Here is a 14,334-nt window from a genome sequence, read left to right as displayed (position 1 = left end):
GCGGCGGGCAGTCGCCGGGGAAGGCGATGGAGTCGATCGGGCTGGGGATCGGGGCTGAGTACGACCCGGTGGTGGTGGATTCACTCCGAAGGGTGATCGGGCGCGGCTTCCGGTTCTGAGCGGCGGCGACGGATCCGTACGGCGGGGTTGGCGCGCGACGGTTCCAGTTCGTCCCACGGCGGGGCGGGGTCGGTGGCGATGTGGCCCGAGCCGCCCATACCGGCGTACAGGAGTAGTCCGGCGCCGGCTGCGATCAGGATGTCGCCGGGGCTGACCGCCTGGCCCAGGCCGGGGAGAGCGACCGGTACGACGTCGCCCAGCCAGGGCCACGTGGTTTCGGCTGTGACGAGCTCGTGGCGCGGGTCGGCGACCAGGCCGGGAGAGAGTCCCGCGCGGGCCAGGGCGGCCACTGAGACCGGCATGGCGCCGTTCAGGGCTACTACGGCGGCGTTGGAGAAGAAGCCGAGCGCCAGGAGGCCTACTCCGGGCTGGCGGAGGTTCTCGCGGAGGAAGACGGCGATGCAGACGGCGGAGCCGATCAGGCCGACGGGGTACGCCGTACCGCCGAACAGGGAGCCGAGGAGCTGGCCGATGGCGGCCGCGGCGAGCCAGTGCAGGCCGGTCAGGGCGTGGTCGGCCAGGCGACCCACGCGTCCGCCCGTGGCGAGCGCCGCGAGGGCGGCGAGCGCCATGACGAGGAGGACCAGCAACACGCTCGCGATTCTGCCGTTCCGACGGCCCGAATTCGGGCAAGCTGAACGCGCAGCGTGTCGATTTGGTGGCAAAACGTAACGTCAGTACAAAGAAAAGTGGCCCCAGGAGAGCCCCGGGGCCACTAGACCTACGACTTGGCGGGAGCCGGGCCGCCCTCGTCGAGCAGCTCGGGCAGGTCGTGAACGCCCGGGTCGCCCCGATCGGCGGTGTAGTCCGACGGGTGTGTGGTGTCCACGCCGGAGGCGACCTTGAGGGCCCGGAACACCAGCGTCAGCGCGATCACGATCACCAGGTTGAGCCCGAACGCGACCAGGCCGATGTAGACCTGGGTGTCGGTGAACGGGATGTTCGTGACCGATCCGCCGAAGTGCTTCTTGGTGGCCGGGTTCACCACGTTGTAGGCCTCGATGGTGCCGTAGACCATCGCGACCGCCCAGCCGGCCAGCAGCGCCCACTTGTGGAACCACTGGGTGAACAGGCCGACCACGATCGCCGGGAACGTCTGCAGGATCCAGATTCCGCCCAGCAGCTGCAGGTTGAGCGAGATCGTCTTGTCCATCCCGAGCACGAAGACCAGCGCCCCGAACTTCACCAGCAGCGAGGCCAGCTTGGAGACCTTGGCCTCCTGGGCCGGAGTCGCTTCCTTCTTGAGGAACTCCTTGTAGATGTTGCGGGTGAACAGGTTCGCGGCCGCGATCGACATGATCGCCGCCGGCACCAGCGCACCGACCGCGATGGCCGCGAACGCGATCCCCGCGAACCAGGACGGGAACTCCTGGTCGAACAGCCGCGGGATCGCCAGCTGCGGGTTCGGCAGCCCGTCCAGGCCGGTGATGTTGACGTTCGCCTTGATGGCCATGAAGCCGAGCAGCGCGAGCAGACCGAGCAGCAGCGAGTACGCCGGCAGGATCGCCGCGTTCCGCCGTACGACGTTCCGGCTCTTGGTCGACAGTACGGCGGTCACCGAGTGTGGGTACATGAACAGCGCCAGCGCCGAACCGAGCGCCAGCGTCCAGTACGCCGAATGCCCGGTCACGCCGGGGATGAACGAGCCGACCGGCTTGCCGGTGGCCGGGTTCGTCGTGGTCAGCTTCTTCTCCGCGGCACCGAAGATCGCTTCCCAGCCACCGAGTGCGTGCGGCAGGTAGATGATCGCGACGCCGATCACCAGGTAGATCAGGCCGTCCTTGACGAACGCGATCATCGCCGGCGCGCGCAGACCAGAGGAGTACGTGTACGCCGCGAGTACGGCGAACGCGATCAGCAGCGGCAGGTCCTTGGCCAGCAGGTTGTCGCCGCCGAGACCCATCGTCTCGAAGACGGCCTGCATGCCGACCAGCTGCAGCGCGATGTACGGCATGGTGGCCAGGATGCCGGTCAGTGCGACCGCCAGGGACAGCCAGCGGCTGCCGTAGCGGCCACGGACGAAGTCGGCCGGCGTCACGTAGCCGTGCCGGTGCGAGACCGACCAGAGCCGCGCCATGAAGACGAAGATCAGCGGGTAGACCACGATTGTGTACGGCACCGCGAAGAAGCCGGTGACGGCTCCGGTGGCGTACATCGCGGCCGGTACGGCGATGAACGTGTACGCCGTGTAGAGGTCACCGCCGAGCAGGAACCAGGTGATGAAGGTGCCGAAGCCGCGGCCACCCAGACCCCATTCGTCCAGACTGTCCATCGAGGCGGCGGCCCGCCAGCGGGACGCCATGAAGCCCATCACCGTGACGGCGACGAAGATCAGCACGACGACGATCAATTGCACCCAGTCGACTGAGTGGTTCACTGCTGTGCCCCCTTCGCCGGCTTGTCCGGGTCACCGAGACCCTGGGCAGCCCGCCGTTTGCGCTCCTCGCCCATCACCAGCTTGTACGCGATGCCTACCGTGAACACGGAGAGCACGACCCACAGCAACTGGTACCAGTAGAAGAACGGGAAGCCCCACAGCCGGGGCTCGGCCTTGGAATAGGTCGAGACAATGAGCGGTGCGAGAACCGTGACGGCCAGTAGGACACCGGCGATCCAGTACGCGGGTTTCACCGCGGACAATCGGGACACTGCGAACCTCCTCGGGGACAGTGCGGGCGCAACCGAGCACGCTACCGTTTCGTCCGGACAAGCGACTAGAGCCTCGGGGTGGTCCGTGGATAACGAAAAGGCATGGTTCGTACGGCGGATCGTGCTGTCCGTACTCTTCGTAGCGATCGTTGCCGTGCCGCTGTATCCGGAGCTCTACGGTCTGGACGAGGTGACGCCGTTCGCCCAGCTGGTCGCGTTCCGGCCGCAGGGGCTGGTTCTGGTGTTCGCGCTGGCCCTGCTGATGCTCATCCGCAAGGGCTGGCGGATAGCGGCCGGACTGGTCGCCGTACTGGCTCTGATCGGTGCTGGCTTGACCCTGCCGCGGGTGACCAGTGATCCGAAGCCTGCGGCGGCGGACACCCGGGTGCTGACCATCATGGTCGCCAACGTGCTGGGCGGTGGTGCGAACGCCGGTGCGGTCGCGGAGCTCATCCGGGAGCACAAGCCGGACCTCGTGTCGTTGCCGGAGGCACAGGTCGATGTCCGCGAGGAGATCCGTGCCCAGCTCGTCGGATACGCCGGTTACACCGAGCAGCCCACCAGAGCCGTGGAGAGCGCCACCAGCGTGCTCATAGCCGCGTCTCTGGGCGCTGTGCAGGTCAAGGCGGACCTGCCGACCAGCTTCGGCAATCTGATGGTGACCGGCGGGAATCTGGGCCAGCTACGGCTGGTCGCGTACCACGGCTTCCCGCCGCTACCGGAGGACGTACCGCCGTGGAAACACGACCTGACGCAGCTACGGCGCTGGTGCGCCCAGGACCCGCCGACCATCGTGGCCGGCGACTTCAACGCCACCCTGGACCACGCGGACTTCCGCTGGGCCATGGCCTCGAACTGCCACAGCGTCGCCCCCTCCGTAGGCGGCGGCTTCAAAGGCACCTGGCCGTCCGACCAGCCACCTGTCGCCCGCACCCAGATCGACCACGTCCTGGCCACCCGCACCATCCAGCCACTCCGCTTCGCGACCCACGAGATCGAAGGCACCGACCACCTGGCCGTGATCGCGACAGTCGCCGTACCTAAGGAGTAGTGAACAGGTTGACCAGGTTGCCGTCGGGGTCACGGAGCAGCACGGACCGGTTACCCCACGGCATTGTCGTCGGTTCCTGAACGAACTCCAGCTCGGACAACCGGGCGAATTCCGCGTCGGCATCAGCCACCTGGAACTCGAGGAATGCCGAGTGATTCGCACCCGGCCGCACCACGTCCGCGCCGTACAACCGGTTGGTTAGTTGGTTGCTGGAGATCGCGAGCGTGCCGGCGGCCGTCCGGATCTCGGCGAAGACCGGGGTCGGCCGGGTCGCTGTCACCCCAGTGACGTGCTCGTAGAACGCGGTCAGTCGGTCGACGTCCTCGGTGACGATGCGGGTCGAAGCAAAGGTTGTTGTCATACCCCCGACCGTAGAACCAATACCGGACAGCTTCCGCCCGGTATTCTGAAGCAATGTCCACCGCACGAGTTCTGGCGCTGCTGGAGATCCTCCAGGGCGGCGGCACCCGGCGCGTGGCGGACCTGGCTGAACGGCTCGGTGTCGACGAGCGAACGGTCCGCCGGTACGCCGATCACCTGACCGACCTGGACATCCCGATCCGCTCGGTCCGCGGCCGGTACGGCGGCTACTGCCTCGAACCGGGTTTCCGGATGCCCCCGCTGATGCTGACCGACGACGAGGCCGTCGCTGTGGCGATCGGGCTGGTGGTCGGCAGCCGAGCCGGCCTGGTGCCGGAGTCCACCGCATCCGACAGCGCGCTGTCCAAGCTCCGGCGCGTGCTCCCCGCCCGCTTGGCCGACCGCCTCGGCGCGCTGCTCACCACCTCGTCCTTCACCGCACCCCGGCGGTCCGCCAAGCCCGCCGACACCGGAGTGCTGCTCACCATCGCCGAGGCTGCGCGGGACCGACGGGCCGTCGGGATCACCTACACCGACCGCCACGGACAACTCACCTGGCGGAACATCGCGCCGTCCGGCGTCGTCGCGCACGCCGGTCGCTGGTACGTCGCCACCGCCGACCGCACCTTCCGCCTGGACCGGATCGCCAAGGCATCGTTGCTGGCGGCAACCACTGACCAGCCCGCAGGTGATCCGGCCCGGGCTGTCCTGGCGTCGTTGGCGAGAACCCCGTGGACCCACGCGGTCTCGGTTCGCGTGCGGGGCACGGTGGACGACGTACAGAGGAGGCTTCCACTTGGCCTGGCGCTGGTCACTCAGCTCGACGCAGACCAAGTACGCGTCGAGCTCCACGCAGAGCGGCTCGACTGGGTGCCAGCCCTGCTGGCCGGACTCGACCGACCGTTCGTGATCGAGCAACCACCCGAGCTCCGCACCCAAGTGCAACGCCTAGCAGACCGCCTCACTGGTTGGTCCAGGACGGACTAGCAGTCGGCCGTGTCTACTTGGCCTCTTGGACCAGCTTGTCGCCGATGTTGTACGTCCAGTCGAGTTCGAGGCCAGGCATGGCCGAGTCGGGCAGATCGGCGGCCAGGACAACGACCTCCCGGACATACCGGTCAAGAGCAGTGAGGTTTCCTGCGTAGGTGCTGGCACCGTCCAGCTCGGGGACATCGGCAAGCCACTGGTCGCCTTCGCGAGTGACGTGCACGCGGTAGGTCGTCATCCTTGGAGCCACCCCTTTCCGAGTGCCGCTAAGACGGATTAGTGGCCGGCCGGTAGATGTAGGGCTGGGAGCCCTGCACCGCCTCGGTGAGCATCAGGAGGAGGTCTGCGCGGGCTTCGATGGGGCGGCCGAAGAGTTCGTCGTCGCCGGGGATGGGGAAGCCCTTCACTCCGATTGCTAGTTGGCTCAGGAGGACGTGCAGGACGCCGCGGGCGTTGAAGACCGGGGGCGTCGGCCACTCCGGCAGGGTCTCGTGCATGAGCGGCTGCTGGGCGGCAGTGGCGGCGATGGGCTTCAGCCAGCGCTCCAGCTCGTCGCTGGTCAGCATGTTGCGGTGCAGGATCGTCATGACCGCGTGCGAGACCCGGTCGTGCTCCTCGTGCACCCAGCGGTACGGCGTGTCCTTGACGATCCGGTCCGCCAGCACGTCGAGGAGCGCCCGCAGCACGCCGACATCGCAGTGCCGGGACCGGGCGAGTGCGCCGATCGCATCGGCACCGTGAGCGACCGCATGCGCCCAGCCGCAGTCCGGAACGTAGCCACGCAGGTCGCGCTCGCGCAGGAGCCAGGTGGCCAGCCGGTCGCCCCAGCGCATCACCACCTCGTCGTGGACGAGGAACTCGGCGTTGTCGCGGTGGATGACCTCAGCCAGCGTCAGTGCGGTGAAGGAGCGCCGGAAGACGCTGTCCGTACCGTCCTCGCCGAGTCCGTAGGACAGTCCGGCGCAGAGGCCGTCACCGAAGCCGGGCAGCAGATCGTCGTACACCCCGCGCTCGAGCCAGGTCGCCAAAGTGGGATAGGCCAGTGCGTCCCGGATCTGCGGGTTCGTCGAGGCCAGGCCCCGGACCAGCTCTTCGGTGAGGTCGGTCAGCGCACGGTCGTGGGGCACCGCGTAGTCCGCGGCCATCACGTCCTGCCAGTACGTCGACTCCACCAAAACGTCCCTTCCTTCCGTCTGAGATCAAACACCTGTCTGTACCCAAATGTCGAGCAGGTCTGCGTCAGTACTATCAGGCTTGTGCCGTCTTTGAGTGACGTGGCCAGAAACCACACGACCCTCGACCAGGCCGACCTGGATCGTCTGCAGCTGCTCGTCTCGGACTGGCAGATGCTGGCCGACCTGTCGTTCGCCGATCTGGTCCTCTGGCTGCCCGACACCGAAGGCCTCGGCTTCTGGGCCGGCGCCCAGATGCGTCCGACCACCGGACCGACGGCGTACCTGGACGACATCGTCGGCAGCTTCATCCCGCGCGGCCGCCGGCACCTGCTGGACCAGGCGTACGACGGCGGCCGGATCTGCCGCGAAGGCGATCCGGAGTGGCGCGACGACGTACCGGTGCGGGTCGAGACGATCCCCGTACGGCGTGGCTCCCGCGTGATCGCGGTGATCGCCCGCAACACCAACCTGCTCGGAGTCCGGACACCGTCCCGGCTCGAGATCGCCTACCTGCAGAGCGCCACCGACCTGGCCCGGATGATCACCGACGGCATCTTCCCGTACGGCGGGGAGCGGCTGCTGTCCACGTCGCCCCGGGTGGGGGACGGCTGCATCAGGGTCGACCGGCACGCGATGGTGACGTTCGCCAGCCCGAACGCGTTGTCGGCGTACCGGCGGATGGGTCTCGTGACCGACCTCGTCGGCAGCCGGCTCAAGGACGTCACCGCGGAGCTCCTGCACACCGGGACCAAGGTCGACGACGTACTGGCGACCGTGCTGACCGGACGCGCGGCGCAGGAGATCGAGATCGAGAACTCCGATGCGACGCTGTTCCTGCGGGCGATCCCGTTGCGGGCCGACGGTCAGCACGTGGGCGCCCTGATCCTGCTCCGGGACGTGACGGAGCTGCGGAGCCGGGAGCGGGAGCTGGTCACCAAAGAGGCGACCATCCGGGAGATTCATCATCGCGTCAAGAACAACTTGCAGACCGTCGCCGCGTTACTGCGGATGCAGGGCCGGCGGATCACCGTGCCGGAAGCCCAGGAGGCACTGGCCGAAGCGGTCCGGCGGGTGGGTTCGATCGCGATCGTGCACGAGACGCTGTCGGAGTCGTTCGACGAACACGTGGATTTCGACGACGTGGCGGATCGGGTGGCGGCGATGGTGGCCGATGTCTCGACCGTCGCGACCGCGGTGGAGATCCGCCGTACTGGGAGCTTCGGCATCCTGGACTCGGACGAGGCCACTCCGCTGGCGATGGTGCTGACGGAGCTGATGCAGAACTCGGTGGAGCACGCCTTCGGCACCCGGGACGGCGAAGAGGCGTCCGGAACCATTGAACTCCAGGCCGAACGCTCGGTCGGCCGGCTCCGCGTCGACGTGATCGACGACGGCCAGGGCCTGCCCGCGAACTTCGATTCCGAACTGTCCGGGAATCTGGGGCTGTCGATCGTCCGCACCCTGGTGCTCGGTGAGCTGGACGGCACGCTCGACTTCGGCCCTCGCCATGACGGAAAAACCGGCACCCAGGTCACACTCGACATCCCGGTGCCGGACTAGGAACAGCAAAAGGCTGGTAACAGCAAAGGCCCCGCGGATCCCGCGGGGCCTCGACGAAGAACTGACTCAGGCGGTGCGGATGCGCTGGCGGGCGTTACGGCGCTTCAGCGCACGTCGCTCGTCCTCGCTCAGGCCGCCCCAGACACCGTGGTCCTGGCCGGCTTCCAGCGCCCATGCAAGGCACTGTTCACGCACGTCACACCGGCGGCACACCTGCTTGGCTTCCTCGATCTGCATGATCGCGGGGCCGGTGTTGCCGATGGGGAAGAACAGTTCCGGGTCCTCATCGAGGCAAATGGCCCGGTGGCGCCAATCCATGGCGAATCCCATCTCTCTCAGTAGTGGAAGTACGCTGTCGGTTAGGTCTGTGCCCGATCAGCGGGTGCTGTACTCGTCGTACTTCTCGCGACGGAGGGGACCGTCGGGCGAGGGTCTGAATGTTCGCGGCAAGTTGTGAACGCTTTCACGAACGACTCCATGTTCCCAATCTCAGGCGTGTGAAACAAGGGTTCTGGAGTTGTCGATCAGATCACAACACTTCCTTAACACTACGAACCGGTGCGTGACGGCCCTCCCCGTCCGTTAACCGGACAGAGGCGCGAACTCGCAATCACCCGTTCACTGCAAGTAACCGATCGGACAACGCTTTGGTTACGCACAACCTCGAATCCCTGTAGGGCTGGGGTTACGCCACCCAAAACGTCGGTGCACAGCGTCTAGGCTGGCGGAGTGCCGACCGACTCCCCAGCTGCCGTGATACCTAGAGCACTGAAGCTAGCCGCGGCGGTGGTCGCAGCGGAAGGCCTTGTGCTCGTCGTTCTCGGAATTGCCGAAGCATTTACGATGCAGAGCTCGCGTCTCGTCCTCGGGCTCACCACGACGGCGTTCTTCATCCTGTACGGCGTCGGTCTGGGAGCCGTGGCCCGCGGGCTGTCCCGGGCTTCGACGTGGAGCCGTGGACCGGCCGTGTTCAGCCAGCTGATCCAGCTCCTGATCGCGTACAGCTTCTGGGGCGGCGGGACCAAGGCCGTCGCGATCGTGCTCGCGCTGGCAGCGGCCGGCGTACTGGTCGGGGTCTTCCGCAAGGAATCCACCGAAGCCCTGGCCGACAACCCCCAGAAGGACGAACCCCCAGTCCTGTAAAGGACTACTCCTTGAGCAGACCTGCGCGGAGTTCGGTCAACGTGCGGGCCAGCAGCCGGGAGACGTGCATCTGCGAGATGCCGATCTCCTCGGCGATCTGGGACTGCGTCATCCCACGGAAGAATCGCAGCGTGAGGATCCGCTTCTCCCGCGTGTCCAGCTGGGCCAACAAGGGTTTGAGCGATTCGCGATACTCCACGCTCTCCAGCGCCTCGTCCTCGCCACCCAAACCGTCCAGGACCGTGGTCGCGTCCGACTCGTTCTGATCGGGAGCGTCCAAAGACAAGGTGTTGTAGGCGTTTGCGGACTCGAGGCCCTCGATCACCAGGTCGGTCGGCAGGCTCAGTCGCACCGACAGCTCGGCCACGGTCGGAGCCCTACCGAGCTCCTGGGTCAGCTCGGCGGTGGCCGCGGTCAGCGACAGCCGCAGCTCCTGCAGGCGTCGCGGCACCCGGATGGCCCAGCCCTTGTCCCGGAAATACCGCTTGATCTCGCCGAGAATCGTCGGCGTCGCGTACGTCGAGAACTCGACCCCGCGATCGGAGTCGAACCGGTCGATCGCCTTGATCAGCCCGATCGTCGCGACCTGCACGAGATCGTCGTACGGCTCGCCCCGGTTCCGGAAGCGGCGGGCCAGGTGCTCGACCAGCGGCATGTGCAGCGAGACCAGGCCATCACGGGCAGCGTTGTGGGCCGGCGTACCGACCTCGGCCGCCGCCATCGCGGCGAAGAAAGTGGCTGTCCGCGTGCGTAAGTCGGGATGTTCCTGGGAGCCACCACCCAGGGATCTCTCGTCGGTCACGCCTTCTCCGTGGCGGTAGCGGTCGCCGTCACGGTGATGGTCAGGCGGCCGTCGATCGTCTCGACGGCGGCGGTCTCGACCAGTGCGGTCAGCACGGTCCAGCCGAACGACGACGTGTCCGGGGTCCAGCCGGCCGGTACGACGGCGCTCGTGCGGACCGTCAGTTGCGGCGGGTCGATCTCGAAGACGCAGTCCAGCACGCCGTCGGTGGCCTGCGGCAGCAGCAGCGAACACGCCTCGTCCACGGCGATCCGCAGATCGTCGATCGCGTCCACGGTGAAGTCGTTGCGGGCCGCAAGGTTGCCCACCACCGACCGCGGTACGGCGATGTACGCACCGTCGGCCGGGATACTCAGGCGGACCTCGGCGGATTGCCCCGTGCTGCTCACTTCGTCTCCTCTGAATCGGACTGACGCCGTACTTCTACCACTCTCACCGCATTTGAAGCACGGCGCTAACCCTCAGGGGTGTTCGGACCTCAACCGAGACCAGAAGCTCTTGGTCCGTTGGTGTTGCGGATGGCCGTGGACGATCGCAACTCGTTGCCGCCGGCCACCGGACAACAACCCCGCACGCATGCGGCCCGTCGATCGAGCGGGCACGCAGCGTGACGACGTACAGGTCAGAGGTCCTGGACGTGGGTGGGGTCGAGGACGCGGCGGAGGAACAGCTGGGTGCGCTCCTCCTGCGGGTTGCCGATCACCTCGGCGGGCGGGCCCTGCTCGACGATGACGCCGCCGTCCATGAAGACGACGCGGTCGGCGACCTCGCGGGCGAAGGCCATCTCGTGGGTGACGACGAGCATCGTCATCCCTTCGAGGGCGAGCTTGCGCATCACGGTCAGCACGTCGCCGACGAGTTCGGGGTCGAGCGCGGACGTCGGCTCGTCGAACAGCATCAGCGCCGGGTCCATCGAGAGCGCCCGCGCGATCGCGACGCGCTGCTGCTGACCGCCGGACAGCTGGGCCGGGAAGGCGTGGACCTTGTCGTTCAGGCCGACCCGGTCGAGGTTGGCCCGGGCGACCTGCTCTGCCTCGGACGCCTTGCGCCTCAGGACCGTGGTCTGAGCGACCGTGCAGTTGGCCAGCACGCTCAGATGCGGGAACAGGTTGAACTGCTGGAACACCATGCCGATGCCCGCGCGGGCGGCATCCAGGTGGCAGTCCGGGTCGGTGATCTCCTCACCGCGGACGATCACCTCACCCTGCTGTGGCACCTCGAGCAGGTTGACACAGCGCAGCAGCGTCGACTTGCCCGAGCCGGACGGACCGATCACGCAGACGACCTCGCCCTGCTCGACGGTGAAGTCGATACCGCGCAGGACGTGGTTGCTGCCGAAGGACTTGTGCAGGTTCTTGATCTCAACCAGTGCCATGTCAGCGGCTCTTCTCTGCACGGGCCTCGAGGCGGCGGACCAGGATGCCGAGCGGGAGGGTGATGATCAGGTAGCAGAAACCGCAGACCACGATCGGGGTCAGGTTCGAGTAGGTGTTGGCCAGGTCCCGGCCGAACCCGGTCAGCTCGTACCCGTCGGCCGCGACACCGATCATGAAGACCAGTGACGAGTCCTTGACCAGCAGGATCAGGTCGTTGGTCAGCGGCGGCAGCACGATCCGGAACGCCTGCGGCAGCACGATCTTGCGCAGTGCCAGCCCGGGCGGCATCCCCAGTGAGCGGGCCGCCTCGATCTGCCCCTTCGGGACCGCCTGGATCCCGGCCCGGATCACCTCGGCCATGTACGCCGCGGCGACGATTCCGAGCGCGAGCCAGACGACGCCGTACGGATCCCAAGGGATCGTCATGCCCTCGAAGGCCAGCGGCAGCAGGCTGAACGCGATGAAGACCACGATCGCCGGCAGGCCGCGGAAGAACTCGATGTAGGCGGTCGCGAGCCACCGGTACGGACCGACGCTGCTGAGTCGCATCAGCGCCAGCACGGTGCCACCGGCCAGGCCGATCACGAAGGCACCGGCGGTGTACTCGAGCGTCTTGACCAGTGCCTGCAGGACGCCGTCCTGGAACGTCGACTTGATGAACTCGGGCTTGAAGAAGACCGAGCCGATCTGGCCCCAGTCGGCGCTGAACAGCGCGAACAGGGCGACGGCCACCAGTACGGCGTACTGGATCAGGCGGGAACGCTGAGCCCGCTTGCGCGGACTCAGCCCCTTACGGACAACGGTGTCGGACTGGGTACTCACTTCTTCGGCTCAACCCCGAACCACTTCTTGTAGATCTCGTTGTACTTGCCGTCGGTCTTCGCCTTGGCCAGCAGCTCGTTGAACTTGGCCACGATCTTCGGGCCGGAGCCGTCCTTCAGTGCCGCGAAACCGTACTGCTCGCCGGTGTCGAACTCGGCGACCACGGCCATCTCCGGGTTGTCCTTGACGAAGTCGTAGAGGACGCCGTTGTCGTTGATCGCGGCATCCACCCGGCCGGACTTCACGTTGTTGCCCTGCAGCGCCAGGTCGTTGAACGGGATCACCGTGTACCCGTTGGCGGCCGCGTTCTTGTCGGCGTAGTCCTTACCGGTGGTGTCCGCCTGGGCGCCGAGCTTCTTACCCTTCAGGTCGGCCAGACCCTTGATGCCGGAGTCCTTCTTGGCCATCAGCACCTGGGTGGCGTCCATGTACGGGTCGGTGATGCTGAGCGCGGCCTTGCGCGGATCGGTGATCGTCATCGCGCCCATGCCGATGTCGCACTTCTTCGCCTTGAAGGCGGCGCCGGAGGTGACCTGGGCCCACTCGATGTTGACCACGTCGTGCTTCAGGCCGAGGTCGTCGGCGAGCAGCTTCAGCAGGTCGACGTCGAAGCCGACCACCTCGGTGCCGTCCTTGTACTGGAACGGCTTGTACGGCAGGTGCGTGCAGATGGTCAGCGTCCCGGACTTCACCAGGTCGATACCGGCCGCCTTGGCCTTGTCCTCGGTTCCACCGCCGCTGCCGGACTCGTTGCCGCAGGCGGCGAGCGAGAACGCGAGGGCCGACGCGGCGACCGCGGCGGTGATCCGGCGATGCTTACGGAGAGTGCGGACGATGTTCATCGCGATTACTCCTCGACAGGGGTCTGGATCTCCGAATCCTGGCACAACGGGCAGTTCGTGGCCCCGAGCTGACCGGGATCGTTATCTGTGTGGGGCCGCTCACAGCAGACCAGTAGGCGCTGTGGTTTACTCGAACGGCACGGGTGACCCCCTGGAAACAGCGCCGTTTCGACGCATCAACGTCGGGCGCACTCAGTCTTGTACACACCCATCCTTTAATTGGATGCTGTCCGAGGGGTTCTGTCATGGTCGCCCAGCCTGTATCTCCTGTTGTCTCCGATCCCTACGAAGGCGATCCGGTCTTCGAGCTGCACCGCGGCGGCAAGATCGAGGTGACATCGTCGATCCACGTCACCGACGCCGCCGAGCTGTCCAAGGCCTACACCCCGGGAGTCGCCCGGGTCTGTACGGCGATCGCCGAGGACCCGTCGTTGGCCCGCCGCTACACGTGGCGGTCGAACGTGGTCGCAGTCGTCACCGACGGAACCGCCGTACTGGGTCTTGGTGACATCGGGCCGACCGCGTCGCTGCCGGTGATGGAGGGCAAGGCGCTGCTGTTCAAGGAGTTCGGTGGTGTCGACTCGGTGCCGATCGCGCTGGACTGCACCGACGTGGACGAGTTCGTCGAGACGGTCGCGCGGATGGCGCCGTCGTTCGGCGGGATCAACCTCGAGGACATCTCGGCCCCGCGCTGCTTCGAGATCGAGCGCCGGCTGAAGGAACGCCTGGACATCCCGGTCTTCCACGACGACCAGCACGGTACGGCGGTCGTCGTACTGGCTGCATTGCAGAACGCACTCAGGGTCACGGACAAGTCGATCTCGGAGATCCGGGTGGTGATCTCCGGAGCCGGGGCGGCCGGGGTCGCGTGTGCGCGGATCCTGCTGCAGGCCGGGGTCGGTGACCTGGCCGTGGTGGACAGCAAGGGCGTCCTGCACGAGGACCGCGCCGACCTGAACCCGGTCAAGCTCTCGCTCGCCCGCGACACCAACACCGGCGGGCTGTCCGGTCGCCTGGTGGATGCGCTCGACGGCGCGGACGTGTTCATCGGTGTCTCCGGCGGCACGGTCCCCGAGGAAGCCATCGCCCGGATGGCCCCCAACTCGATGATCTTCGCCCTCGCCAACCCGAATCCCGAGGTCCACCCCGACATCGCCCACCGGCACGCCGCAGTCGTCGCGACCGGCCGCTCGGACTTCCCCAACCAGATCAACAACGTCCTGGCCTTCCCCGGCATCTTCCGCGGTGCCTTCGACGCGAACGCCTCCCGCATCACCGAAGGCATGAAACTGGCCGCCGCCAACGCCCTGGCCGGCCTCATCAGCCCCGCCGAACTCCGCCCCGACTACATCATCGCCTCCCCCTTCGACGAGCGAGTCGCCCCCGCCGTAGCCGGCGCAGTAGCCGAGGCCGCCCGTCAGGACGGCGTCGCGCGGGACTGACCCCC

Annotated in this window: 17 protein-coding genes; 5 read left to right on the top strand and 12 right to left on the bottom strand. The window is 67.1% G+C overall.

What is annotated here, in order from left to right:
• Window positions 1–80 precede the first annotated feature (80 nt).
• From E1261_RS21035 to E1261_RS21025, 3 genes are all read right to left on the bottom strand, one after another.
• Window positions 81–713: a DUF5317 domain-containing protein gene (locus tag E1261_RS21035; RefSeq protein ID WP_238176337.1), complete on the bottom strand. Its 633-nt coding sequence runs from the start codon at window positions 711–713 to the stop codon at window positions 81–83.
• A gap of 128 nt (window positions 714–841) precedes the next feature.
• Window positions 842–2,497, bottom strand: a complete 1,656-nt coding sequence (gene mctP, locus E1261_RS21030; RefSeq protein WP_238176336.1) for a monocarboxylate uptake permease MctP — start codon at window positions 2,495–2,497, stop codon at window positions 842–844.
• Complete coding sequence (locus E1261_RS21025; protein ID WP_132408978.1) at window positions 2,494–2,769, bottom strand: DUF3311 domain-containing protein; 276 nt, start codon at window positions 2,767–2,769, stop codon at window positions 2,494–2,496. Before E1261_RS21025 ends, mctP begins: the two co-directional genes overlap by 4 nt.
• A gap of 85 nt (window positions 2,770–2,854) precedes the next feature.
• Between E1261_RS21025 and E1261_RS21020 the strand changes: the two genes are divergently transcribed.
• Window positions 2,855–3,820 carry an endonuclease/exonuclease/phosphatase family protein gene (locus tag E1261_RS21020; RefSeq protein ID WP_238176335.1) on the top strand — a complete coding sequence of 322 codons (966 nt, stop codon included), beginning with the start codon at window positions 2,855–2,857 and terminating at the stop codon, window positions 3,818–3,820.
• On the opposite strand, the gene E1261_RS21015 is transcribed toward E1261_RS21020, so the two are convergent.
• Entirely contained in the window at window positions 3,810–4,181 is a 372-nt protein-coding gene (locus E1261_RS21015; RefSeq protein ID WP_132408976.1) for a VOC family protein, read from the bottom strand. The genes E1261_RS21020 and E1261_RS21015 overlap by 11 nt on opposite strands.
• A gap of 53 nt (window positions 4,182–4,234) precedes the next feature.
• Between E1261_RS21015 and E1261_RS21010 the strand changes: the two genes are divergently transcribed.
• Window positions 4,235–5,167, top strand: coding sequence for a helix-turn-helix transcriptional regulator (locus E1261_RS21010; RefSeq protein ID WP_132408974.1), 933 nt, complete (start codon window positions 4,235–4,237; stop codon window positions 5,165–5,167).
• Window positions 5,168–5,180: 13 nt separating this feature from the next.
• Here E1261_RS21010 and E1261_RS21005 read toward each other — a convergent pair whose 3' ends face one another.
• Both E1261_RS21005 and E1261_RS21000 read right to left on the bottom strand, forming a co-directional pair.
• Window positions 5,181–5,405, bottom strand: coding sequence for a hypothetical protein (locus E1261_RS21005; protein WP_132408972.1), 225 nt, complete (start codon window positions 5,403–5,405; stop codon window positions 5,181–5,183).
• Window positions 5,406–5,433: 28 nt separating this feature from the next.
• The gene (locus E1261_RS21000) at window positions 5,434–6,339 is read right to left on the bottom strand and encodes a DUF2785 domain-containing protein (RefSeq protein ID WP_132408970.1); all 906 of its coding nucleotides are present in this window, start codon (window positions 6,337–6,339) and stop codon (window positions 5,434–5,436) included.
• An 84-nt stretch (window positions 6,340–6,423) separates the two neighbouring features.
• Here E1261_RS21000 and E1261_RS20995 point away from each other — a divergent pair, with 84 nt between their 5' ends.
• Window positions 6,424–7,902 carry a sensor histidine kinase gene (locus E1261_RS20995; protein WP_132408968.1) on the top strand — a complete coding sequence of 493 codons (1,479 nt, stop codon included), beginning with the start codon at window positions 6,424–6,426 and terminating at the stop codon, window positions 7,900–7,902.
• A 66-nt stretch (window positions 7,903–7,968) separates the two neighbouring features.
• On the opposite strand, the gene E1261_RS20990 is transcribed toward E1261_RS20995, so the two are convergent.
• Window positions 7,969–8,220 (bottom strand): WhiB family transcriptional regulator, encoded by a 252-nt coding sequence (locus tag E1261_RS20990; protein ID WP_132169366.1) that lies wholly within the window; start codon window positions 8,218–8,220, stop codon window positions 7,969–7,971.
• 525 nt (window positions 8,221–8,745) lie between these two features.
• On the opposite strand from E1261_RS20990, the gene E1261_RS20985 reads away from it, so the two are divergent.
• Complete coding sequence (locus E1261_RS20985; protein ID WP_132408966.1) at window positions 8,746–9,045, top strand: hypothetical protein; 300 nt, start codon at window positions 8,746–8,748, stop codon at window positions 9,043–9,045.
• A 4-nt stretch (window positions 9,046–9,049) separates the two neighbouring features.
• Here E1261_RS20985 and E1261_RS20980 read toward each other — a convergent pair whose 3' ends face one another.
• The 5 genes from E1261_RS20980 to E1261_RS20960 form a co-directional block, all read right to left on the bottom strand.
• Complete coding sequence (locus tag E1261_RS20980; RefSeq protein WP_132408964.1) at window positions 9,050–9,847, bottom strand: RNA polymerase sigma factor SigF; 798 nt, start codon at window positions 9,845–9,847, stop codon at window positions 9,050–9,052.
• Window positions 9,844–10,236 (bottom strand): ATP-binding protein, encoded by a 393-nt coding sequence (locus E1261_RS20975; protein WP_132408962.1) that lies wholly within the window; start codon window positions 10,234–10,236, stop codon window positions 9,844–9,846. Before E1261_RS20975 ends, E1261_RS20980 begins: the two co-directional genes overlap by 4 nt.
• Before the next feature lie 233 nt (window positions 10,237–10,469).
• The gene (locus E1261_RS20970; RefSeq protein WP_132408960.1) at window positions 10,470–11,222 is read right to left on the bottom strand and encodes an amino acid ABC transporter ATP-binding protein; all 753 of its coding nucleotides are present in this window, start codon (window positions 11,220–11,222) and stop codon (window positions 10,470–10,472) included.
• Between the two features lies 1 nt (window position 11,223).
• On the bottom strand, window positions 11,224–12,045 hold the full coding sequence (locus E1261_RS20965) for an amino acid ABC transporter permease (protein ID WP_132408958.1): 822 nt from the start codon (window positions 12,043–12,045) through the stop codon (window positions 11,224–11,226).
• Complete coding sequence (locus E1261_RS20960) at window positions 12,042–12,887, bottom strand: transporter substrate-binding domain-containing protein (RefSeq protein ID WP_132408956.1); 846 nt, start codon at window positions 12,885–12,887, stop codon at window positions 12,042–12,044. The genes E1261_RS20965 and E1261_RS20960 overlap by 4 nt, the downstream gene beginning before the upstream one ends.
• 245 nt (window positions 12,888–13,132) lie before the next feature.
• On the opposite strand from E1261_RS20960, the gene E1261_RS20955 reads away from it, so the two are divergent.
• On the top strand, window positions 13,133–14,329 hold the full coding sequence (locus E1261_RS20955) for an NAD(P)-dependent malic enzyme (RefSeq protein ID WP_132408954.1): 1,197 nt from the start codon (window positions 13,133–13,135) through the stop codon (window positions 14,327–14,329).
• The last annotated feature ends 5 nt before the right edge of the window (window positions 14,330–14,334 follow it).

The sequence above is a fragment of the Kribbella albertanoniae genome (assembly GCF_004348455.1).
Lineage (GTDB): Bacteria > Actinomycetota > Actinomycetes > Propionibacteriales > Kribbellaceae > Kribbella > Kribbella albertanoniae.
Note: the sequence above shows the minus strand (reverse complement) of the source record. Positions and strands in the feature narration are given on the sequence as shown.